Consider the following 22,573-nt stretch of genomic DNA (forward strand, 5'->3'; position numbering starts at 1 on the left):
ATTTAAATCAAGTTGCCATGTCACTGAATACTCGTCCTAGAAAAGCGTTAGATTGGCTTACACCATTAGAGAAGTTTGCTCAGCTTGTTGATTATCATAAGGCTTTTGAAACTGTCGCACCTCATGTTTGAATTCGCCGGCTTTTGAAACTGTCGCACCTCATGTTTGAATTCGCCTACCTATTAAATACTACATAAAATTACGCAAAATCCTTCAATATTACTATATTCAGAATAATAAATGGATGATCGTATGCCCCAGTATATTAAACTTGCTGAAATAATCTATAGAAATGTCGAGCAAAATAAGGACTTTAGAGGAGATATTATCAATGATTTAAATATGTTAATGATTGAGCTGCGTGCTGAAATCAAAAAAACACGTCTTAAATTATTGGTCAATTGCATCGACTTTAATGAGCTGATGGTCAACCCTTTATATGCCAACGAGCTGAAACTGGACTTGAGCATTGTGCCGAAAAGCAGCAATAAAGAAGAGTTTATACTCTGGTTGGCGACATTTATTCAGAAAATTACCGTTGATGAAGATCAGCCGAAGACCCCAAAGGGAAAGAAGATCAAAGTGCCCTTAATGAGCTTAGAACCGCTGGATATTGCAGCCCCTCCACAGATCTCGAGTGACAAGGAGCTGGAGCGGTATCAAACGGCGCAGATTGCAGATTAAGGTGAGAGGAAAGCACTATGTACATCAAGTTTTAATCTGAATCTCATCCATCTATTCAAACAAAAGGGAAGCCATTGGCTTCCCTTTTGTTGATTCAGCTTGTATGAGTGCAGGACAATTAAGCCGGAATAGATTCTGCAATGGCTTCACGTGCCCAGACCCGGTTGTGACGAATCGCTTCTTTAAAGCCTTCCGCCACATTCTGGAAACTGGCATCGCTAAATACGCCTTCATCTGGCGGTAGACGCAGATGTTCCAGCAGCTCGGCTTTATCCCCTAACAACACCACCGGTTTTAAATGTTTATAGGCTTCAATCACATAATGGCAGGCCACACCATTGCGCTTAAAGGCATCCAGATTGTTGCCATCCAGCACAATCACTGCATCATACAGCACTGAGGGTTCGGCCTGCTGCATCCCATCGGATGGAATCATGTCATCTTCAATGGTGGTGGTTGGGGCAGGGGTGGGTGTCAGAAAATCCAGCATCACATTTTCTTTTAAGGCCCATTGATGAATCGGCTCAATATTGTCGGTGGCGGCATGGGGATGTACCAGTACCGCGATTTTACGGCCTTCAATATTCGGCGGTAAAAATGCCGTCATGGATAACTTGGCTGAGGTTTTTTCCTCGGGTAGATCAGGCGGCAGCTGGCTTTCATCTAGTGCAATGCCGAGTTTATCGGCGACCATTTTGGCCAGATTGGCATCAATATTGGCCAGCATATTGTGCACCACACGCTCACGGATAGGTTTGCGCTGCACTTTACTCAGCTCAAAGACATAGGCATCGACCACGTGTTTCTGTTCAGGCAGGCTCAGGCTTTTGAAATACAGACGCACCTGCGAAAAGTGATCGCTAAAGGATGGACTGCGCTGACGGATTTTATGCCCGTCAATGCGTTCCTGATAGCTTTCAAAACCGCCACCTTTGGCTGCGGGTGGGGTTTCTCGTGGCCAGTCATTGTCAATCGAGTTGGGCTGATACGCCGCCTGACCGCGATGAACCCGGCTCTGATGGATGCCATCGCGCTGGTTATTGTGAAACGGACACACCGCCTGGTTAATCGGCAGCTGATGGAAGTTCGGACCCCCTAAACGGCTGAGCTGGGTATCGGTATAGGAGAAAATCCGCGCCTGCAGCAGTGGGTCATTGGTGAAGTCGATTCCCGGCACAATATGCGCCGGACAGAAGGCGACCTGTTCGGTTTCATCAAAGAAATTGTCAATATTGCGGTTGAGCACCATCCGGCCAATCGGAATGACCGGCACCAGTTCTTCCGGAATCAGCTTGGTCGGATCAAGCAGGTCGAAGTCAAAGCTCATTTCATCTTCCTGCTCCACAATCTGCACGCCCAGTTCCCATTCCGGATAGAAACCGTTCTCGATGGCCTGATACAAATCGCGGCGATGATAATCCGGGTCTTTCCCGGCAATTTTCTGTGCTTCATCCCAGACCAAGGCGGCCATACCCTGTTTCGGGGTCCAGTGGAATTTCACAAACACCGATTTGTTTTCGGCATTAATAAAGCGGTAGGTATGTACGCCAAAGCCCTGCATACTACGGAAGTTTTTTGGAATACCACGGTCGGAAATGGCCCAGATCACCGCATGTGAGCTTTCTGGCACCAGCGAAACAAAGTCCCAGAAGGTGTCATGTGCACTGGCACCGGTTGGAATTTCGGTATCCGGTTCCGGTTTTAAGGCATGCACAAAATCCGGGAATTTCATGCCATCCTGAATAAAGAACACCGGGGCATTGTTGCAGACCATGTCATAAATGCCTTCCTGGGTATAGAACTTGATGGCAAAGCCGCGAATATCGCGTACCGTATCTGCCGAGCCGCGCGGCCCTTGTACGGTCGAGAAGCGTACAAAGACTGGCGTTTTATGTTCTGGGGTAGTTAGAAAATGGGCTTTGGTATATTTTTCATTGCCCGGATAGGCTTCAAAATAACCATGCGCACCGGTGCCACGCGCATGCACAATACGCTCCGGAATCCGTTCATGGTCAAAGTGGGTCATTTTTTCATGAAAAATAAAATCTTCGAGCAGGGTGGCCCCGCGAATGCCAGCTCTGAGGCTGTTCTGGTTATCGGCAATTTTAACGCCCTGATTGGTGGTGAGCGCCTGTTGTGTCGCATCACTGCGATACGGGTCTAATTGAACGGATTTATCATTACTGTTCTGTCGGTTTGCCGCATCTGCGCCGGCCATTTCACTCGGTTGTTGATCTTTTTTCATTGTTGCTGTTCTCCGTAATTAACTTTTATGATGCATTGGGTCGAGCGCCTGCGACAGCGCCGGGAAAAGGGCCTGGCTGTATTGCTGGGTACACCAGCGTCCGGCAGCGCTGGCAGATTTATGCGGGGCCAAATAAGGCAATAGCTGCCGGATTTTGTCGTCAAAAGATGAGGCCTGGGCGTATTTGAGCTGAATTTCTTCCAGCTCCAGCTCGGCCATATAATTAAAGTGGTCGCTGGTTTTAAAATGGTCCGACGTGCTTTGCAGCGCAGATGGGGCAGGATGCTGTACTGCGGCATCTCCCAGAATCCAGTCATAAATAAACTGCTGTTCGGTACGGTTAAACAGCCCGAACATCTGGCTTTCCTGCTGATGAATCAGACGCCAGAATTTACTCTGCTCCGGGTCCTGACCTAAACGGATCCAGTCGGTTTCCAGCAGTTGCTGGATAAACCCATCCACGCCTTCGACGGTTTCCAGCCACTGGTTGATGCTGCGGTTGGTAAAAATACATTTATTGTCATGAATGAATTTGCCCATCAGGGCTTTGTGCTGGAAAATTTTCTGGATAATGTCGTGCAGATGCAGCCGCTGCAGGACTTTTTCCTCGTTCATCCCTTGCTGGCTTAAGCCATAGCCCAGCTGAATCAGGCGCAGATATTGAGCCTGCTGTTTTTCGCCCGGAGCCAGACTGGCAATGGCATGTAGCACGGGCGTATGCCGTGATGTTGAACGCTGCTGTGGCTGAAAACAGCGGGTGTGAATACCGAGTTCTTTCAGTTCATGCGCAATGATCAGCTGATGCAGCGAGCACAGGTGTTTGCCAATATGAAACCCTAAGGTCAAAGGCATGAAATCGGCAGGGCAGTACGCCAGTGCCAGCTGAATTGCAGCCTGATGAAAATAGCCATCGTCCAGACCGAGTACAAAGTTATCTAGCTGCAGGGTTTCAAGCAGTGCATTGAACTGATACAGCTGATGCTGCTGCGTGTGACCATAGGCCAGAGCTTGCAGATACAGCTGAATCAGCTCGGTATAGCGCCGGTCATCCCAGTGCTGGCTAAAACTGTAGAGCCAGGCTGCCTGCGCACGCTGGGTCGGGGCAATCTTGATCAGAAACTCATAAGCATCGGACAGGCAGTGAAAATATTCGCGTGGCTGTCCCCAGGCACGGCGCTTTAAATAATATTCAAATTCGAGCTGGGCTTGCTGTTCATGCTGGATCATCCAGTGCTCCAGCTGATCCAGCTGGCGAGGGAAATCGGGTAGGGCCAACGGCAGGGTTTCAATTTCATGTTTTAAACTGAACAGGGCTTTTTGTTGTTTGGAGGTGGGAGCAATATCGGCATCTAAATAAAAGGACACCAGATCAAAATAGGTTTCAGGCACATCATTGAGTATGTCTAATAATCTTTGTTTGACGACCGTTGGCATTATTCTGCTCCATGATTTAACCCTAGAAAACAGTAATCTAGTTGGCTGTAAACTTAAGCCTGAGTTGTGTGGCTTCATGTAAAGTATGTATATGGGCAATTAACCTATAGGTATAAAAATCAGAGGGTTATATTTTTAGTTTTAAAAAATAAATGAAATGTTACTTTTCAGAAAAAAGCACTGAAAAAGAGCTATGTTTAAATCGGAAGGAATAATTATATTCAGGATGGGTATAAATGAATAAATGCTGCCAGTTACTTGCCAAAAAGAAATTAAAAGTCACCTTTATTGAAAGTGCTTCGGCAGGGTATCTGGCCTATCGTTTTTCATTAAATAAAAATTCAGGCGATATTTTAAATGGCAGCCTGGTCTGTTATGACACCAATTTAAAAGTCAGTATTTTAAAAATTTCAAAGAAATTCCTGGAGAAATACTCTCCTGAATCTGCCGAAGTGACAGAACAGCTGGTTTTAAAAGCCAAACAGATCATTGATTCTGATATTTTTGTTGGCTGTACCGGTTTATTAAAACGTGGTGGCTCTGAAACTAAGGAAAAACCGGTCGGAACATTTTTTTACTGTATTTCGTATCAGAATAAACTGCATCATTATCGCTGTGTATTTAATGGCACCAAAAAGAAAAAACTGGAACAGCTGTCGCGAGCAATTAGTCAGAGTATTATTGATGTGGTCAAGCAAAAATAATAGGGATATATAAATCAAATAGACAACCCAAAATAGAAAATCTGCAGAGATAAAACCCACAGATATAAAAAAGTTATAGGTCATAATGACCTATAACTCTGAACCGTATTAGAACCAGACTGAGGGCAATCTAGTTTCTATCCCAGGCATCTTTAATCGCGTGCTTGGCCTGTTCCCATTTTAAGCGAGAATCTGCTTTAAACTCTTCCCAGCGCTGTTTCAGGTCGCCTTCAGAACTTTCAAAGTCGCGATCTGTGCCATATTCACTGCGGGCACGTGTACCGAGGTCATAAGCAGAAGATAAGTCCCGATCATAATCAATATCTGGGATATCTCTTTTAAAATCATTGTAGTAAGGACGGTCTGCATGGTTGTCACGCCAGTACCCATGTGGATCATTTGCATTGTTGACCATGATCATCTCCTTCGATTATTTATAATAAAAATAAGTGAAAAACAAAAAATGGTTTTACATATCTTCATCATCTAAGAGATTGTTTTGCTGCTGCGCATTCTGGTTATGGCGTTGTTGACCATATTGCTGCGGTTGTTGCTGTTGCTGCTGGCGGTTTTGTTGCTGACCAGGCTGTTGCTGTTGTTGGCGCAGCTGATCCTGTTGCTGATCATTTTGCTGGCGCTGTTGCTGGTTTTGTTGTTGCTGCTGGTTACCCTGATGTTGTGGCTGTTGCTGCTGTTGATCTTGCTGGCGTTGCTGATTGCCTTGTTGCTGGTTATTTTGCTGTTGTTGAGGTTGCTGTTGCTGCAGACGGTCTTGTTGCTGCTGATTGCCTTGCTGTTGAGGCTGCTGTTGCTGTTGGTTTAAACCATTGTTTTGATTTTGCATTTGAACACCTCTTTTATAGATATCGACGCTATCGCTAGCGCGCTGAAATCATCTGAGAAAAACAGATAGCTTCTTTTTAACATGAAACATCTCATGAAAAACCCTGGCTCTGTTACATCTTATTTAGTTGTAAGCGGTGATTTTAAGCCAGCATTTTTAATTGGCTGTCCTACATAAGATTTTTAAGAATGTAATCTTTTGTGTAATTACATTTTTCGCGATTTTATATATAACTTTACATTTCTTTATTTTAAGTAGCTGCTAGATAAAATGTGTTTTAAATATATTTTAAGCTCCCATATTTTTTATTTATTTTATTTAAATAAAAGGAAAATACTCGGATTTATTTGTGCTGGAAAATAGACGGGTAATAAATAAATTGAAGGATCAAAAGGTTGAGAGAAAATAAAAAAACCATTACATTGATGCAGTAAGACAAGAAAAAGGATAACAAAGATGCTGGTGGTTGAGGAAATTTACCGCAGTAAAAAGAATGAAAATTCGGTGCATTTTAATCTGAAAATACAGCGTAGTCTGAGCTGGTTTAAAAAAGCCCTGAGTCTGGATCAGGAGCTGGATTTTAAATTTATGAGTTTATGGATTGCCTTTCAGGCCATTTACCGTGAAGATGCGGCCAGTCCACCCGCTGCGCAGTTACAGCAGTTTTTTCAGCTTCTGCACCAGCAGGATGAAACCCGAAAAATTGATTATGTGTTATGGGAAAAATACCAGCAGCAGATTCAGGCCCTGTTGGCACATCCCTATACCCATCCGGAATTCTGGGCCTATCAGCATTTACAGCTCACGCGCGATGAATGGCAGCAGCGTGCCGCACAAGAGCAGATTGATCTGCAACAGACCTTGCAAAATAAACAGTCAGTCGCTTTGCTGATGGCGGTATTTAAACGCTTTGACAGTCTGCGTCACCAGTTTGCCAGTGGCGGTGCCAACTATAACAGCCTGCTAAACCGTGACATTCTGGCTGGGGCAACCAGTATTTTTGCTGCCTTAATTCCATCCTTTATTCAGATTCTGCTGGAATATCCGGCCAGTATTGATTCGGCCCAGCCGCATTATCCGATGGTGCAGGTGTCTTAAACCTGCCTGCACGATTTATACAGTTTTAAGCCAGTTGCTGGCGGCGCAGATGTTACTGATCTAACCAGGCAAAACAGGCCGAGCAGAGCACCAGGGTTAAACCAACCAGACAGCTCATGCTCCAGCCGCCATGATGCCAGGCGTAAATGCCCAGTGCAGAACCGCAGGCGCCGCCAATAAAATAGCTGGTCATATAGACTGCGTTCAGGCGCGATTTGGCATCGGGGCGTAAATGGAAAATCACGTTCTGGTTACTGGTATGTACACTGGCCAGACCTAAGTTAATTAGGCCAAAACCAATGATATAGCTCCATAAATACTGCGCGCCGAAATACAGGAAGCTCCAGCTGACCGCCAATAAAGCGAGTCCGGTCCAGGTGATCAGCTTGCCATGGCCGCGGTCGGCAATTTTGCCAATTTTTTTGGTGGAGAGTGCGCCGAATACCCCAATTAAAGTGACTAAACCGACTGCGACATCGGGTAGACCAAAAGAGGAGCCAAGTAACACCGCAATGGTGGAAAACAGCACGCTCATGGCGGCAAAGGCACTGGCACCAATCAGGGCGCGATAGACCAGCCGTTTTTCCTGGCGGATCAGTTGCAGCATCGAATGCAGGATTTTGCCATAGGCCATACGCACCGTCGGAATATGCGGCAAGCGTTTTTTCAGAATAATCGCCAGTCCTATCATCAACACGCCACTGATGATATAAATCAGCTGCCAGCCATATAAATTGGATAACAGTCCGGCCAGACTGGTCGACAGTAAAATCCCGACCAGTAAACCACTCATCAGTAGTCCGACCACTTCGCCCATTTTCTCCGGCTTGACCGACATGGTGGCAAACGGAATCAGAATCTGTGCGGCCACTGAAAATAGCCCGGTCATGATGGTGCCAATCCAGAGCATTGGCAGATTCACTGAAAAAGCACATAGAAACAGGCCAAACGCGGCCAGAAACATCAGCAGCGGAATGAATTTGGTTTTATTGACGGTATCGCCAACTGGAACAATAAATAACAGCCCCAGTGCATAGGACACCTGGGCAAACGTCACTGTGAGCGCGACTTGGGATTCGGGCACCTGAAAATAAGTATGAATCGAGTTAATCAGCGGCTGGCAATAATAGTTGGCCCCAGCACACAGACCGCAAGCCAGCGCCATAAGCCAGAGCAGGGTTTTATCCTGACTAATATCGGGAGAGGTGTTCATACAAGGTCCAGTTCAGGTCAATTCATTCAATCGCATCTTCGGCAATATTCAGCATGACGGCCAAAGATCACCATTTGCAACATTCTTTTTGCACGTGCGAGATACATGCGTAGCAGTCCGGAACAGGCTGAGCTGACTGATCATGGATCAGGCCATCAGCTTTTTCTTGGACAGGCTAATCATCATCACCCCAATGATATTGAGGGCGCAACCCAGCCATTGCCAGGCATTTAAATATTCATCTAAAAACAGGGTGGCCAGCACAATGGTCAGAATCGGGCCGATAGAGGCGATCATGGCCGAATGGGCCGCTCCCAGGCGTTCGATACTTTGCATTAATAAAATGGTTGGCAACACCGTGACCAGAATGCCCAGTCCAATGCCATAGGCATAGACGCTGCCCGGTAACTGACTCAGCCGTTGCAGCGGCTCCGGTACGGCCAGCAGATAATGCAGCAGGGTGCCGAAACAGGCCACACTTAGCGCCAGGCCAGTAAAATTCCAGCTGCCAAATTTCTGGATCAGCCGTGGCGTCACCAGCAAATAGGCGGCAAAAGCCACCGCACTGGCAAATACCAGACTGGCACCAAGCCAGAAGGAATGGCCATCTGGCATGTTTTGCTGTTCTTGTAACATCACCAGTACCGTTCCACCATAACTGAGCAGCAAGGCCAGTATCGTTTTCAGGCTTAAGCGCTGCTTGTAGATCAGGCTGCTGGCTAGAACGGTTAAGGTGGGATACAGAAACAGGATAATCCGTTCCAGTGAGGCGCTAATAAACATGAGCCCCAGAAAGTCGAGCCAGCTGGCAAAATAATAGCCGAGCAGCCCGGCAGCCACGAGCAGTATCCATTCGCGCAGCTGAATCTGGGTATTGCGATGCCGGTTAAACCAGCAGATCAGCAGGAAAAACGGCAGTGCGCTGGCCATCCGCAGGGTCATTAAGGTGGTGGCATCCACCAGAGGTGAAAGTGCGTAGGCTTGCTTGATAAAAATAGCTTTGGTGCTAAATAAAAAGGCCGCGCATAGTGCAAACAGTGAACCTAACTGCGTTCTGGTCAAGGAAATGGACATATTCAGAGCAATTTAATCAAGAGGGTAGGTGTCACCATATTTTCATGCGTTGAGTATAAGCTGTCTGCTCGAAGAAATGAATGTGTAAAGATAGGCTTTATTCTCATTTTATGAAAATTTTAAGATGGTTTATTTCAGGCAAAGATCTATTGATGTCTTGCGGGCAATTGTTGCACAAAAATAGTGCAAAATACGCAAATTTAAGCAGTTGCGCTGCTTTATTCATCATCAGGCAAAATGATCAATAAAAAAACTTTTAATTTTTTATCGCATTTTCACAGCCAGATGTATGGGTTAAGGCCAGATCATCAGGCAGGAAATCATTGCCAATTGATGCATTTGACGAAGGATTTACTTTTCTGCCCGAACATTGGGCAGTTTTGACCAATTTCTCCTGGATTCTTCTGTGATTAAGATGTCATTTTAGTCAATCATGAACTGGATATTCATTTTTTGCTGCGAAAAAGCCGTTCATTATTGGTATTTATCAGCCTGTTGTAAGCCGGCACTACACGATAAGATTTGTCAAAACAATCAATTTTAAGGAAAGAAAAAACAAAACAGGACGCAATTCGCTGTAAAAAGTCAGGAGCTGTGCTGAAAATTTATACACCTTATTTCCAGAGCGTCGCCATGAAGAATAGAAAGCCAAACTGATCAATTATATCTGCCACCCTTCTTTTTATGAATCATCAGTTCAAAATATGGGTATTTATTAAATAAATATTGGGTGGTAATTTAAAAAAGTTCAATTAGAATCCAAAAATTCAACAAGGACATAACCTGAGGGGAAGCATCGTTTCGGCGATGTTTACTTAAGAAAAATTAGCTTGAGGAACGCTCATGCAGATCGGAATCCCAACCGAAACTGTCGTCGGTGAAAATCGTGTCGCTGCAACGCCAGAGACAGTAAAGAAGTTGATCAACGCGGGTCATAGCGTGGTTATTGAACGTGGTGCAGGCTTAAAAGCTGCCTATATCGATAGCGCCTATGAGCACGTGGGTGCCAAAATTACAGATGATGCCTATACCGGCAGTCAAATGATTTTGAAAGTTCGCGCGCCGAAAGGTGAAGAAATTCAAAAACTTGCTCCTAACTCTACCGTAGTGGCAATGTTTGACCCATACCGCAATACTGAACTTGACCAATTTGCTGCACAGCAGGTGTCTGCATTTGCCCTGGAATTATTGCCACGGACCCTGTCCCGTGCGCAAAACATGGATGTGCTGTCCTCACAAGCCAACTTGGCCGGTTATAAATCGGTATTGCTGGCTGCAGCTGAATACCAGCGTATGTTCCCGATGCTGATGACCGCAGCAGGGACAGTCAAACCTGCCCGCGTCGTGATCATGGGGGTTGGTGTTGCCGGCTTGCAAGCGATTGCGACCGCAAAACGTCTGGGTGCGGTGGTAGAAGCCACTGACCTGCGTCCAACTGCCAAAGATCAGGTTGAATCTCTGGGCGGGAAATGGCTAGACGTGCCGATGTCTGAAGAAGAACAGCAAAAAGCCGCTGATGCTGCCAAAAATGGCTATGGCTGGATGCCGGGCGAACAGTACATCAAAGATCAGGCCATTATTGTCGATAAAGCCGTTTCCAATGCTGACATCGTGATTACCACAGCGCTGTTACCAGGTCGTGATGCACCGCGTTTAATCAAGGCGGAAACTGTGGCCAAGATGAAACCGGGTTCAGTCATTCTGGATATGGCGGTAGAAACGGGTGGTAACGTTGAAGGTTCTCAATGCGGTGAAACCGTGGTGACCGACAACGGCGTGAAAATTCTCGGTGTACCGAATATTCCATCAACGGTCTCTACTGAAGCATCGGCGCTGTATGCACGTAATGTGCTGAATTTTGTGGAAACCCTTTTTGATAGTGAAAAGAATTTTGCCATCAGTCAGGACGATGAAATTCAAAAAGCCCTACTGGTTACGCACGGCGGCCAAGTGCTGTTGAAACGAGGTTAAGGAGAACAGTCATGGTTGAAACAATTACAATTTTTGTCCTGGCCATTTTCGTAGGTTACTACGTGGTTTGGGGAGTTACACCTGCATTGCATACGCCACTGATGGCGGTAACCAATGCGCTGTCTTCGATCATTATCGTGGGGGCGATGATTCAAACGGTCGGCTTGCCTGTGTTAGGTGTGGATGCCAATGTGCAGTTTCAGAGCATTAATGTGGTGAGCGTACTTGGTGCGATTGCAGTATTCCTGGCCAGTATTAATATTTTCGGTGGCTTCGCAGTGACTGCGCGCATGCTGGAAATGTTTAAACCAAAACAAAAGAAAAAAGAGGGCTAATTGATGGAATTTATTCGAGACTATGCGGATTGGTTCTACCTGATTGGGGCTGTCCTCTTTATTTTAACTTTACGAGGCCTGTCTGGGCCAAAAACGGCGATTGCTGGTAACCGTTACGGCATGATCGCCATGGCGATTGCCGTATTGACTACCTTCTTTGTGGCGGATCATCCGGTTATCTGGATGATTGTGGGGGCGATGATTCTGGGTGCCATTGTCGGGATTGCCCGTGCGCGTACCGTACCGATGACGCAAATGCCAGAAACCGTAGCACTGATGCACTCACTGGTCGGTCTGGCAGCGGTGTTAATTGCAATTGCAGCGATTATTCATAACAACAAGCTGGTTGAACTGGGTCCAGAGCTGTTGGCAGCCAATGGCGTCAGCTTCCATGAAATGAGCAAAGTGCATTTGTTTGAATTGTTCGTGGGCTGTTTTGTTGGTGCGATTACCTTTACTGCATCGGTATTTGCTTACGGTAAACTGGCAGCGAAAAAATGGGCCAAGACCATTTCGGGTGGCTGGGTTAAACCGGTTCAGGCACTGATTTTCATTGCCATGCTGGGCTTTGGGATTCACTTCTTCTTAAGCGGTAGCATGACCTCGTTCTGGGCCATGACCGCACTGGCTTTAGCCTTTGGCTGGGTCTGGATTGCCCCAGTCGGTGGTGGCGACATGCCGGTGGTGGTATCACTGCTCAACTCCTTCTCGGGCTGGGCGGCAGCAGGGATTGGTTTTACCTTGGAAAACAACATGCTGATTGTGGCGGGTTCACTGGTTGGTTCATCAGGTGCAATTCTGTCGTACATCATGTGTAAAGCCATGAACCGTTCAATCATCAACGTTTTGTTTGGTGGTGCGATGGGTGGGGCGGCAGCGCCTACCGCAGGTGCGGGTGAGCAGGTACAGCGTAACTACCGTTCAGGTTCTGCAGATGATGCTGGCTTCTTAATGTCCAATGCGGACAGCGTGGTGATTGTGCCGGGTTATGGTATGGCACAAGGCCGTGCGCAAAATGCGGTGAAAGAACTGGCCAACTTGCTGAAAGAGCAGGGTGTAACGGTGCGTTTTGCGATTCACCCGGTGGCGGGTCGTATGCCAGGTCACATGAACGTCTTGCTTGCTGAAGCCGACGTGCCGTATGAAGACATTCTGGAAATGGACGAGATTAACTCGGACTTCCCGGCAACGGATGTGGTATTGGTGATAGGTGCCAACGACGTAGTCAACCCGGCAGCCAAAGACGATCCAAACTCGCCAATTTACGGTATGCCAATTCTGGAAGCACATAAAGCACGTACCATTATGGTGATCAAGCGCTCAATGGCGACTGGTTATGCAGGTCTGGACAATGACCTGTTCTATAACGACAAGACTATGATGGTCTTCGGTGATGCCAAGAAAGTGGTTGAAGACATGACCAAAGCGATTAACGGTACGGGTCACTAAGACGTCCGATACCCGCGTTCAAAATCCCCCTCGATTGAGGGGGATTTTTTAATATCTGTGACTAAATAGAATCTTTTATTACATACGATTCAATCTTTGGGTTGGGGGGAGATCGAGAAGCACTGCCGAGAGGTTTAAGTTCAGCTATTGGGAAGTGGAAAAATCAGTCGGTGTCTGGATTCAGCTGTGACCAGCTCTTATTTTGACCCAATAAAAAAGCGACCTTCAGGTCGCTTTTTGGGAAATCTTAGTTTACAGATTCAGGTGCTGTACGCCATAAGCTTTCTAGGTCGTAGAACTTACGGGCAGTTGGAAGCATGACATGTACCACCACGATACCCAGATCAATCAAGATCCATTCAGCATCGCGTTCACCTTCCATACCAATCGGGCGGAAGCCTGCTTTACGTGCTTCTTCAGCAACGTTATCAGCAAGAGATTTAACATGACGGGTTGAGGTGCCGCTAGCAATCACAATAGCATCTGCAACATTGCTGATACTGCTAACATCAAGCTCAACAATTTCTTTGGCTTTTACATCTTCAAGGGCATCGCGCACAACTTGCAGGCAAGCGTGTACGTCATTGTTTGGGGAAGTCATTGCGAGATCGTGAGAATTAGAAGCGCCGGGCGATGGTTCTAAATTCATAAAGGGTATAATTTCCTGACAATTATTCATTGTCTAATATAGCGGCTTTGAGCCTAAATTTCAAATCTATGACAGTGCCGAATTATTGATATTCGGCAAAGTATTTGTTTTTCCACGCAAAGGAATTTGCTGAATCTTTGCTCGGTCGATATTCCGCCGCCACATAGCCTGCATAGTCACTGTGTTTGAGCCAGTCAAACACTTCCGCAAAGGCAATATCGCCGGTATCCGGTTCATGACGACCCGGGCAGTCGGCAAACTGGATATGGCCAATCTGTTGGATATTCTCGATCAGTCCTTCCAATACGTTTTCACCCATCATGGCCATGTGATAGCAGTCATACTGCATTTTTAGCGCCGGATGTTGCACCGCTTCAAGCATCTCTTGGGCCTGGGCAATGTTCTGTACTAAAAAGCGCGGCATGTCGGTGCCATTAATCATTTCCATCACCGGCAGGATCTGCTGGCTGCTAAGCATATGGCTGGCCATTTTCAGGTTCTCGGCCAGTGTCCTGAGGCAAGGCAGCAGATCGGCATCCTGAGGCTGTTTGCCGGCCAGAATATTGACACTTGGCACTTTGAGTGCAACCGCGTATTCAATAGCCTGCTCAACGGCATGACGAAACTCGATTTCCTTGCCCGGTACGCCTGCCAGCCCGTTGCCACCCTGCATTAAATCTCCGGCCGGAACATTAATCAGGCACAGCGTCAGTTCATGCAAGGTCAGCTGGCTTTGAATCTGCGCAATGCTCAGTTCATACGGAAACTGGATTTCAACATGCTGGAAGCCGTGTTGTCTGGCCAGTGCAAAGCGCTCAAGTAGCGGCACTTCAGTAAAAATCATAGAAAGATTTACGGCAAGTTTCGTCATAAACAATGTCCTGCATTCCCTGTGCAAAGGGTGAAATTAAGTGGTCTGTTCCACCTGTTGAATGACCGTGGATAAATCTGCTTCCGCAAAGCCTTTGGCCTGATGCGCTTGCAGTTGTTGCAAAGCCTGCTGTGCCACCGGAATATTCAGCTGATAATGCGCGGCCAGGGTCAGGGCATTGTTCAGGTCTTTGGACAGGGTCTGGACTTTCCACTGCACCGGTTCAAAGCTATGACTGGCCATGCGCGGGGTTAGAATCTGAAACGGTTTGGAGTCAGCAAATCCACCGGCCAGTGCGGGTGCCAGTAAAGTGGTGTCTACCCCAGCTTGAGCTGCAAGCGCGACAGCTTCGGCAATCAGGGTACTGTTGGCCGCGACAATCAGCTGATTACAGATTTTGGTGGCCTGTCCGGTGCCACTGGCGCCCATTCGGGTCACGCGCTGTGAGAGCACATTATAAATCAGGGTCAGTTTTTCAATGGTGGCGGCATCACCGCCGGCAAAGATCACCAGGGTGCCTTGTTCTGCGCCCGCTGTGCCGCCCGACACTGGTGAATCAATCCACTTCACCTGCTGACGGGCTGCCTGTTCAGCCAGTGTCAGGGTTTTATCCACAGACAGGCTGGAGAAATCCACAATCACTTGCTTGGCCTGTAAATGCGGCTGAATCTGCTCAAAAACGGCTTGGACTGCATTGTCATCGGCCAGGCAGCTTAAAATTACCGGATATTGACCAATCTTTTCTAGGGCCAGTGCTTCAGCACCCATGTCCAGCAGTTCCTCACAGGCAGCAGCAGTGCGGTTCCAGACCGCGACCCGAAAACCGGCATGAATCAGACGTGCTGCCATGCGTGTGCCCATTAAGCCCATACCCAGAAAGGCGATGGGCGTATTGCGATCAAAACTCATGCTTCTCTTCCCGATCTTGATGCTCTGTGCTTAGTTAAATTGACGCGGTAAAAAACTGGTGTCAGGTTGCTTGTCTTTTTTACGCGCCAGTTGACTGTTTTTGCCAAGCAGTAATTTCAGCTGCCAGATTTTTTCCAGACGTAAGGATTTTTGTGGATTATGTTCCATGGCATCTAGCACCTGTTTGGCCGCAGCCAGCGCATCCGGAGAACGCTGCGCCAGTTCCTGCGCCAGAATCTGGGCATGATCCAGCGGCGTGTCACTTAAGTGGGTGACTAAGCCAATTTCTTTGGCATATTGTGCTTCAAAAATGCGGGCAGTGAGGGTCAGTTCTTTGGCCAGGTCCAGGCCAATCAGGCCTTTTAAAGAGCGGCTCAGACCCATATCCGGTACCAGCCCCCAGCGGCTTTCCATAATTGACATCTGGGTTTTAGGATGGGCAATACGAATATCTGCTGCCAGTGCCAGTTGCATCCCGGCTCCAAAACAGTAACCTTCAATCGCAGCAATCACAGGGACGGGCAATTCCTGCCAGATCAGAAAGGCTTTTTGAAACAGGCTCTGGCCGGGTTTGAGTAATTCCCAGGCGGCAAAGGCACGATTTTGCGGATTGTTTAAATCGGCCAGATCAATACCGGCACTAAACACTTCGGCTTCACCAGTCAGAATGACGCAGCGCAAGCTACGGTCTTTTTTTAGCTGCCTGGCAGTTTTGACCAGCTGTTTTAATAATGCAAAGCTCATGGCATTGCGTTTTTCCGGGCGATTCAGTCGCACAATGGCAATGCCGTTATTTTTTTCTACCTGTACTATGGTCATGGTCTAAACTCTTATTTTTCCTCTGTTGAGCATAGCATGCAGATACGCATGATACATGACAGGGCAGTCACATCCATCTTTCAAGACCCTGACTTTAGTCGAGTCAGACTACTGCGTGTGCTTGTTTAGAATCTGCTCGGCGGCATGTTCAACCTGAGCAATCACGGCTTGTAATTCATCAAAGCGTCTTAGCACTTCCTGAATAAAGGCATCATCGGCTTTACGGCGTTCTTTACGTAAGGTCGAAACAAACTGCTCAAAAGAACCGGTGGCTTCCTGCAGGCTTGGGGTGCCGACATAACGGGTGGCGCCATACAGGCGATGCAGCACATGCTCCAGTTGCGGGAAATCTTCCAGTCCAATCAGCTGCTGCATTTCATGCAGTTCGGTGGCAAAGCTGTCGAGCAGCATACGCAGCAGATCCAGTGCCAGATCTTCCTTGTTGGCGGCCAGCATCAGGCTTTGCTGCCAGTCAAGAACCAGCGGATCGAGTGCTTCAATTACCACGGCTTTTTCCACTGCTGGCACCTTGTTAAAGTTTTCAGTGGTCCAGTGGGTCAGAATCTGGATGATCTGTTCAATCTGGATTGGCTTGGTGACGTAATCATCCATGCCGACTTTCAGCAGGTTCTGTTTTTCATCGGCCAGCGCATGCGCGGTCAGGGCGATAATTGGCAGGCGTTTATGCTTGTCGAGGGTGGACTCCAGCGAGCGGATGGCGCGGGTGGTATCAATCCCGGACATCACCGGCATCTGAATATCCATAAACACCAGATCAAACGGTTTGGCATCCTGTTCAATCCGCTCTTGCAGGATATTCAGGGCTTCCTGACCGCTCAGCGCTTTGGTGGTGGTGACATTCAGTTCACCTAACAAGGCTTCTAAAACAATCAGGTTTGGCAAGTGGTCATCTACCGCCAGCACATGCAGCCCCTGTCCATCAAAGACTTCGGTGCCTGTATCTTCAAACGGATTTTCATTGTTTAGTAACTGGATTAGCGCGCCACGGCTTAAAGGCTGATACAGCGGGCGGGTGCGATATTCATTCAGCATGCTTGGATCAAGCGCCATCTGGTAGCCGTAAATGGCCAGATTGCCCTGATAGCGGCTGCGAATTTCTTTCAGTAAGGCTTCGGTGTCACCGCTATGATCGACAATTAACCAGGTGTCTTCTTCCGGTGTAGACAGGTGATTGAGTCGGCTGAATAAGTCCAGAATCGAAGTGGTTTCGGTATGCTGGACCTGATAATTTTCCAGATAGTGACGCAGCACATTGGCGGTTGCCGGATGCGCCAGATAGGACACCACATGCTTGTTGGCAAAGCGTGGGTGCACAATAATTTCATCTTCATCAATGCTGAATACGGCAGTAAACCAGAAGGTCGAGCCTTTTTCAGTCGGTGCGCGTTCCTGGTTGTCTTCAAAGCCAATCTGGCCCTGCATTAAATGTACCAGCTGCTTGGAAATCGCCAGACCCAGACCGGTCCCGCCAAACTGACGGGTCACAGAAGCATCGCCTTGCGAGAAGGATTCAAACAGTTTTTTCCGGTCGGTGCCGCTTAAACCAATACCGCTGTCCTGCACGCTAAAATGAATCATGCTCTGACCGATATCTTCATGTTCAATGCGCGCACGTACAATAATTTCACCATCCGGGGTGAATTTAATGGCATTGGAAATCAGGTTGGTCAGCACCTGCTTAAAGCGCAGGGCATCGCCAATCACATGCTTTGGCACGTTGTCAGCATAATAAAAGGCCATCGCAATCTGCTTCTGCGCGGCCAGCGGCGACAGCATGTCCATTACATCATAAATGGCTTCTTCCAGATCAAAAGGTGCGGTTTCCAGTTCCAGTTTGCCGGCATCAATTTTCGAGAAATCCAGTACATCGTTAATCAGCGCCAGCAGATGCGCCGAGGATTTGCGAATGGTTTGTAGATACAGGTTCTGCTCATTGCTGAGATTACCCTGGCGCAGTAATAAATGGATAAAGCCATCAATACTGTTCAGCGGAGTACGTAATTCATGGCTGATATTGGCCAGGAAGACCGATTTGGACTGGTTGGCTGAAATCGCCTGGTCACGTGCCTGACGGTAAGTAATGTTCTGGACTTCCAAGGTATCTAGGGTGCGGCGCAAGTCATCTTCGGTCTGTTCGGTATGTTCTTTTAGTTCCAGAAAGCTGAAATGCAGACGCTTGACCACATTGGCAATATCACGCTGCAATAAACGCAGCTCGCCGGTACTGTTAATTACCATGTGCTGATCTAGCGTGTCGGCATTCAGGCGTTGCAGTTGCATACGGATTTCGTACATTGGCGCAATCCAGCGGCGCGAATAGAAATTTAGACACAGCAACAGAAGCATCAGGGTCAGCAGGCCGGTGGTAATCAGCACGGTCATGACCCGATAACGGGCAATTTCCAGGGGTTGATTGTCTAGTTCGATTAGCAGCCAGGCATACTGGCTCTGGCTTTCATCAATACGTAAACCATAGACATGGCTGTCTTTATGCTGAATGGGGCCAAAGAAGGCGGCATCGCGCGGAAAACTGGGCCAGCCGGCCTGATCTTGATAGCCCATACTCAGGCGGCTACGGCCTTGGGAATCAATAATGGCAGTCCGAAGTAAATGCTTTTCATTGAGCAGGTTTTGCATATAGCTGCGCGCCTGCTCATATTGCCAGGGAAAGGTGTTGAGCTGCTGCAAGGCCACTTCAGACAGCATTTCATAGCGGGTTAAAATCGCAATCGCCATCTGCTTTTGCTGGGCGCGCGCTGCATTCGAGGTTTCGGTCAGAACCAGCCCTGCACCGACTGCCGCCAGCACCATAATGGGCACAAATATCAGGGCAATCAGTTGCCCATAAGCATGATTTAAATGTAGGCGCTTAAATAACTTTTTATTGATATTTGACATGGTTAAAGCAGTTTATTCGTTCTGCCGAGCAGTTTAGCACGCTTTATTTTAAAACTGACTGTGCTTTAAGCACTTTCACGAAAAAGCTGGTGAAAAGAGTGCAGGCGGGTGGTTTTTTTCATACAATATGCGCACCTAGAGAAAGGTGCAAATAATGAGTAATACCACCCCTGATTTCCAAGCCGATGAATTTCTATTAGATCATTATGTGGGCAAAACGCCATTGGTACGCTTGCAGCGTCTTGCAAGTCATACCCAAGCCACGGTGTTGGCCAAATTGGAAGGCAACAATCCGGCAGGTTCAGTCAAAGACCGCCCAGCGTATAACATGATTATGCAGGCGGAAAAGCGCGGTCAGATCAAACCGGGTGATACCTTGATTGAAGCCACCAGCGGAAATACGGGGATTGCACTGGCCATGGTGGCTGCCATGCGTGGTTATCAGATGAAGCTGATCATGCCGAACAACATGAGTCAGGAACGTAAAGATGCCATGCGTGCCTATGGTGCCGAACTGATTGAAGTGACCAAAGAACAGGGCATGGAAGGAGCGCGTGATCTGGCCCTGCAAATGCAGGCCGAAGGTAAAGGTCTGGTACTGAACCAGTTTGGTAATCCGGACAATGTCGAAGCGCATTACCTGACCACCGGGCCGGAAATCTGGCAGCAAACTGGCGGTAAAATTACCCACTTTGTCAGCTCGATGGGGACCACCGGTACCATTATGGGTGTATCCAAATACCTGAAAGAAATGAATCCGGATATTCAGATTGTTGGGTTACAGCCTTCAGATGGTTCCAGCATTGCCGGTATTCGCCGCTGGCCGGAAGAATATTTACCGACCATTTTTGATCGTAGTCGTGTCGACCGGATTATTGATATTCCACAAATTGAAGCCGAGCGGACCATGCGTAAACTGGCGCAAAAAGAAGGCATCAGTGCCGGAACGTCATCGGGTGGTGCAGTCTGGGCTTCGCTGAAACTGGCAGAAGAAAACCCGGATGCGGTGATTGTCTGCATTATCTGCGACCGGGGTGACCGTTATTTATCAACCGGTTTATTTTCCGTTCAAGATCCTGAATAAACCGCCGTCAAGCTGTAGAGAAAATTATGCGTCTACCTGTGTTGGTATTTGATATTGAAACATGGACCGACCTGAAGTCGGGGGCGCATCTGTATGGTCTAGATTTGCCTGAGGCAGATCTGGAGCAGGCGCTGATGAAGCTGCGCCGTCAGGAATCGGGCATGGATTTTCAGCGTTTGCCGCTGCATGAAATTGTCTGTATTTCCGGTCTGTGGATTGATGAAACCGGCTTAATGACCCTGTTTTCTTTTAGCCGGGAACAGTATACCGAAGCCGAAATCCTGAAAAAATTTCTGTCGATTTTTGACAAGCGTCATCCGACTCTGGTGAGCTGGAACGGTTCGCAGTTTGATTTGCCGGTGATTTTATATCGTGCCATGTATCATGGCCTGTCTGCACCAAGTCTGTTTGATCAGGGCGAAATTGACACGCAAAAGCGCTATAATAACTACCAGAACCGCTATCATCAGCGGCATATTGACTTGATGGATGTGATGGCCATGTTTAATGGCCGGAATTTCCAGAAACTGGATGATATGGCGCATCTGCTGGGTTTTCCGGGTAAACGCGGTGAAGCCGGTTATCATGTGCCGGAATATATCCGCGCCGGTGAATGGCTCAAACTCACCAGCTATTGTGAAGGTGATGTGCTGAATACCTGGCTGATCTATCTGCGCTGGCTCTTGCTGAAAGGGCAGTTGCAGCTGGATGATCATCGCCTGTGGGTTCAGACCACCATCCAGTATTTATCCAGCCTGCCACAGCATGGCGAGTTCCTCGCAGCCTGGCGCCAGAATGCACAAGCCACATACTTTACTGCTGCAGACTTCCCATCTTCCACACTTTAGGTGCTCATGAAACATCGTCCATCCGCTCGTCCAGCTCAACCCCTGATCCATACCTTTCAGGTTGAGTCGCTGTCCCATGAAGGGCGCGGGATTGCACACTATGGTTCACAGCCTGAACATCCGCAGGATAAACACGGCAAGAAGGTGTTTATTCAGGGTGCCTTGCCGGGTGAAACAGTCAAAGCACGGATTCATCATGTCACCAAACGGTTAGAAGAAGCCGACTGTATCGAACTGTTATCTGCACCTGCCGAGATGCGGGTCGAGCCACCGTGTCCGCATTTTGGTGTCTGTGGCGGCTGCAATATGCAGCATATCCAACTAGATGAGCAGATTCGTTTAAAACAGGATGTACTCAAGTCGCATCTGCAGCATTTTGCCGGCATTCAGCCGGATGAATGGCTAACGCCGTTACGTTCAACCCGGGAAGACTATCGCCGCCGCGCCCGGATTGGAGTGCGTTATTTCCCGAATAAAGACAAACTGGTGGTCGGTTTCCGGGAACGCCAGAGCAACCGGCTAACTTCAATTGACCGCTGTCTGATTCTGGACCGTGAACTCGGTTCAATCACCCGCCTGAAACAACTACTCCAAAGTCTAAAAGGCAAAGCCGACATTGGTCATGTAGAATTGGCGATGGGTGATACGGAAATTGCCCTGTTGGTCCGGCATACGGAAAAATTATCTGAGTCAGATGTCAACCAACTGCTCAAATTTGCGTTACAGAAACAATGGCAACTGTATCTGCAGCCTGCGGGACCAGACAGTGTGCAACGTTTAGATCAACCTGATCAGGCCATGCGTCTGCATTATGCACTGCCGGAATTTGAGCTGAAATTTGCTTTCCATCCGCTGGATTTTACCCAGGTAAATTCCACCGTGAATCCGCAAATGGTCAAGCTGGCATGTGATTTGCTTCAGTTGCAGGCCGGTGAGCGTGTGCTGGATCTGTTTTGTGGATTAGGCAATTTCTCTTTACCTTTGGCGCGCTGTGTCGGCGAAAACGGTACGGTGGTTGGCGTGGAAGGTTCAGATGAAATGGTGCATCGTGGTGCGGAAAATGCCCAGCTGAACGGGTTAACTCAGGTGAAATTTTTTTCACAAGATTTAACAAAAGATTTTTCGCATCATTCTTGGGCAAATCAAGGATTTGATGCATTATTGATTGACCCTCCGCGCTCCGGTGCTGAGGAAGTCATGCATTATGTGCCCAAATTGGGTGCGGCAAGAATCGTTTATGTGTCATGTAATCCGGCTACACTTGCAAGGGATGCGGGGATGCTGGTGCAACAGGGCTATCGTTTAAGCAAAGCCGGGGTGATGGATATGTTTAGCCATACCGGTCATGTAGAATCGATTGCCTTATTTGAGCAAGAAAAATCAATAAACGATTTATAGAAAATGAAGTATATAGAGGTAGGAG

At 47.8% G+C, this 22,573-nt stretch carries 20 protein-coding genes and 1 pseudogene; 10 read left to right on the forward strand and 11 right to left on the reverse strand.

Annotated features, from left to right (window positions below):
* Nucleotides 1-131 (forward strand): annotated as a pseudogene (locus FTU50_RS06960) (IS30 family transposase); the annotation flags it as partial.
* Nucleotides 132-240: 109 nt separating this feature from the next.
* Entirely contained in the window at nucleotides 241-684 is a 444-nt protein-coding gene (locus tag FTU50_RS06965; RefSeq protein ID WP_373685472.1) for a hypothetical protein, read from the forward strand.
* A 118-nt stretch (nucleotides 685-802) separates the two neighbouring features.
* Here the strand turns inward: FTU50_RS06965 and katE are convergent, their stop codons facing one another.
* Both katE and FTU50_RS06975 read right to left on the reverse strand, forming a co-directional pair.
* Nucleotides 803-2,929 carry a catalase HPII gene (gene katE / locus FTU50_RS06970; RefSeq protein WP_180054951.1) on the reverse strand — a complete coding sequence of 709 codons (2,127 nt, stop codon included), beginning with the start codon at nucleotides 2,927-2,929 and terminating at the stop codon, nucleotides 803-805.
* 18 nt (nucleotides 2,930-2,947) lie between these two features.
* Nucleotides 2,948-4,363 carry a hypothetical protein gene (locus FTU50_RS06975; RefSeq protein ID WP_180054953.1) on the reverse strand — a complete coding sequence of 472 codons (1,416 nt, stop codon included), beginning with the start codon at nucleotides 4,361-4,363 and terminating at the stop codon, nucleotides 2,948-2,950.
* Nucleotides 4,364-4,599: 236 nt separating this feature from the next.
* Between FTU50_RS06975 and FTU50_RS06980 the strand changes: the two genes are divergently transcribed.
* Nucleotides 4,600-5,067, forward strand: a complete 468-nt coding sequence (locus FTU50_RS06980) for a CinA family protein (RefSeq protein ID WP_180054955.1) — start codon at nucleotides 4,600-4,602, stop codon at nucleotides 5,065-5,067.
* Nucleotides 5,068-5,197: 130 nt separating this feature from the next.
* Here FTU50_RS06980 and FTU50_RS06985 read toward each other — a convergent pair whose 3' ends face one another.
* Together FTU50_RS06985 and FTU50_RS06990 are read right to left on the reverse strand one after the other, a co-directional pair.
* Complete coding sequence (locus FTU50_RS06985) at nucleotides 5,198-5,482, reverse strand: hypothetical protein (RefSeq protein ID WP_005180111.1); 285 nt, start codon at nucleotides 5,480-5,482, stop codon at nucleotides 5,198-5,200.
* A 54-nt stretch (nucleotides 5,483-5,536) separates the two neighbouring features.
* The gene (locus tag FTU50_RS06990; RefSeq protein WP_127800932.1) at nucleotides 5,537-5,911 is read right to left on the reverse strand and encodes a hypothetical protein; all 375 of its coding nucleotides are present in this window, start codon (nucleotides 5,909-5,911) and stop codon (nucleotides 5,537-5,539) included.
* A gap of 456 nt (nucleotides 5,912-6,367) precedes the next feature.
* Between FTU50_RS06990 and FTU50_RS06995 the strand changes: the two genes are divergently transcribed.
* Nucleotides 6,368-7,009 carry a hypothetical protein gene (locus tag FTU50_RS06995; RefSeq protein ID WP_160240983.1) on the forward strand — a complete coding sequence of 214 codons (642 nt, stop codon included), beginning with the start codon at nucleotides 6,368-6,370 and terminating at the stop codon, nucleotides 7,007-7,009.
* A gap of 52 nt (nucleotides 7,010-7,061) precedes the next feature.
* On the opposite strand, the gene FTU50_RS07000 is transcribed toward FTU50_RS06995, so the two are convergent.
* Both FTU50_RS07000 and FTU50_RS07005 read right to left on the reverse strand, forming a co-directional pair.
* Entirely contained in the window at nucleotides 7,062-8,222 is a 1,161-nt protein-coding gene (locus tag FTU50_RS07000) for an MFS transporter (protein ID WP_163141211.1), read from the reverse strand.
* 147 nt (nucleotides 8,223-8,369) lie between these two features.
* On the reverse strand, nucleotides 8,370-9,296 hold the full coding sequence (locus tag FTU50_RS07005; RefSeq protein ID WP_005180104.1) for a DMT family transporter: 927 nt from the start codon (nucleotides 9,294-9,296) through the stop codon (nucleotides 8,370-8,372).
* A gap of 843 nt (nucleotides 9,297-10,139) precedes the next feature.
* On the opposite strand from FTU50_RS07005, the gene FTU50_RS07010 reads away from it, so the two are divergent.
* Genes FTU50_RS07010 through FTU50_RS07020 form a run of 3 tightly spaced genes read left to right on the forward strand, consistent with a single transcriptional unit; the run spans nucleotide 10,140 to nucleotide 13,051 of the window.
* Nucleotides 10,140-11,267 (forward strand): Re/Si-specific NAD(P)(+) transhydrogenase subunit alpha, encoded by a 1,128-nt coding sequence (locus tag FTU50_RS07010; protein WP_045796601.1) that lies wholly within the window; start codon nucleotides 10,140-10,142, stop codon nucleotides 11,265-11,267.
* Nucleotides 11,268-11,278: 11 nt separating this feature from the next.
* The gene (locus FTU50_RS07015) at nucleotides 11,279-11,602 is read left to right on the forward strand and encodes a proton-translocating transhydrogenase family protein (RefSeq protein WP_005180100.1); all 324 of its coding nucleotides are present in this window, start codon (nucleotides 11,279-11,281) and stop codon (nucleotides 11,600-11,602) included.
* Between the two features lie 3 nt (nucleotides 11,603-11,605).
* Nucleotides 11,606-13,051, forward strand: a complete 1,446-nt coding sequence (locus FTU50_RS07020; protein WP_005180098.1) for an NAD(P)(+) transhydrogenase (Re/Si-specific) subunit beta — start codon at nucleotides 11,606-11,608, stop codon at nucleotides 13,049-13,051.
* Between the two features lie 247 nt (nucleotides 13,052-13,298).
* Here the strand turns inward: FTU50_RS07020 and rsfS are convergent, their stop codons facing one another.
* From rsfS to FTU50_RS07045, 5 genes are all read right to left on the reverse strand, one after another.
* Nucleotides 13,299-13,700, reverse strand: coding sequence for a ribosome silencing factor (rsfS, locus tag FTU50_RS07025; RefSeq protein ID WP_005180097.1), 402 nt, complete (start codon nucleotides 13,698-13,700; stop codon nucleotides 13,299-13,301).
* Nucleotides 13,701-13,782: 82 nt separating this feature from the next.
* Nucleotides 13,783-14,571 carry a hydroxypyruvate isomerase family protein gene (locus FTU50_RS07030; RefSeq protein WP_104495470.1) on the reverse strand — a complete coding sequence of 263 codons (789 nt, stop codon included), beginning with the start codon at nucleotides 14,569-14,571 and terminating at the stop codon, nucleotides 13,783-13,785.
* A 36-nt stretch (nucleotides 14,572-14,607) separates the two neighbouring features.
* A complete protein-coding gene (locus tag FTU50_RS07035; protein ID WP_005180090.1) occupies nucleotides 14,608-15,480 on the reverse strand; it encodes an NAD(P)-dependent oxidoreductase in 873 nt (290 codons plus the stop codon).
* Nucleotides 15,481-15,510: 30 nt separating this feature from the next.
* Nucleotides 15,511-16,299, reverse strand: coding sequence for a crotonase/enoyl-CoA hydratase family protein (locus FTU50_RS07040; RefSeq protein WP_016658615.1), 789 nt, complete (start codon nucleotides 16,297-16,299; stop codon nucleotides 15,511-15,513).
* A 108-nt stretch (nucleotides 16,300-16,407) separates the two neighbouring features.
* A complete protein-coding gene (locus tag FTU50_RS07045) occupies nucleotides 16,408-19,218 on the reverse strand; it encodes an ATP-binding protein (RefSeq protein WP_180054957.1) in 2,811 nt (936 codons plus the stop codon).
* 154 nt (nucleotides 19,219-19,372) lie between these two features.
* On the opposite strand from FTU50_RS07045, the gene cysM reads away from it, so the two are divergent.
* Genes cysM through rlmD form a run of 3 tightly spaced genes read left to right on the forward strand, consistent with a single transcriptional unit; the run spans nucleotide 19,373 to nucleotide 22,548 of the window.
* On the forward strand, nucleotides 19,373-20,302 hold the full coding sequence (gene cysM / locus FTU50_RS07050; protein WP_005180080.1) for a cysteine synthase CysM: 930 nt from the start codon (nucleotides 19,373-19,375) through the stop codon (nucleotides 20,300-20,302).
* Between the two features lie 26 nt (nucleotides 20,303-20,328).
* Nucleotides 20,329-21,150 carry a 3'-5' exonuclease gene (locus FTU50_RS07055; protein WP_005180079.1) on the forward strand — a complete coding sequence of 274 codons (822 nt, stop codon included), beginning with the start codon at nucleotides 20,329-20,331 and terminating at the stop codon, nucleotides 21,148-21,150.
* A 6-nt stretch (nucleotides 21,151-21,156) separates the two neighbouring features.
* Nucleotides 21,157-22,548: a 23S rRNA (uracil(1939)-C(5))-methyltransferase RlmD gene (rlmD, locus tag FTU50_RS07060; protein WP_180054958.1), complete on the forward strand. Its 1,392-nt coding sequence runs from the start codon at nucleotides 21,157-21,159 to the stop codon at nucleotides 22,546-22,548.
* The last annotated feature ends 25 nt before the right edge of the window (nucleotides 22,549-22,573 follow it).

Origin of the sequence: Acinetobacter sp. YH12112 (assembly GCF_013418945.1) — a bacterium.
Classification (GTDB): domain Bacteria; phylum Pseudomonadota; class Gammaproteobacteria; order Pseudomonadales; family Moraxellaceae; genus Acinetobacter; species Acinetobacter indicus.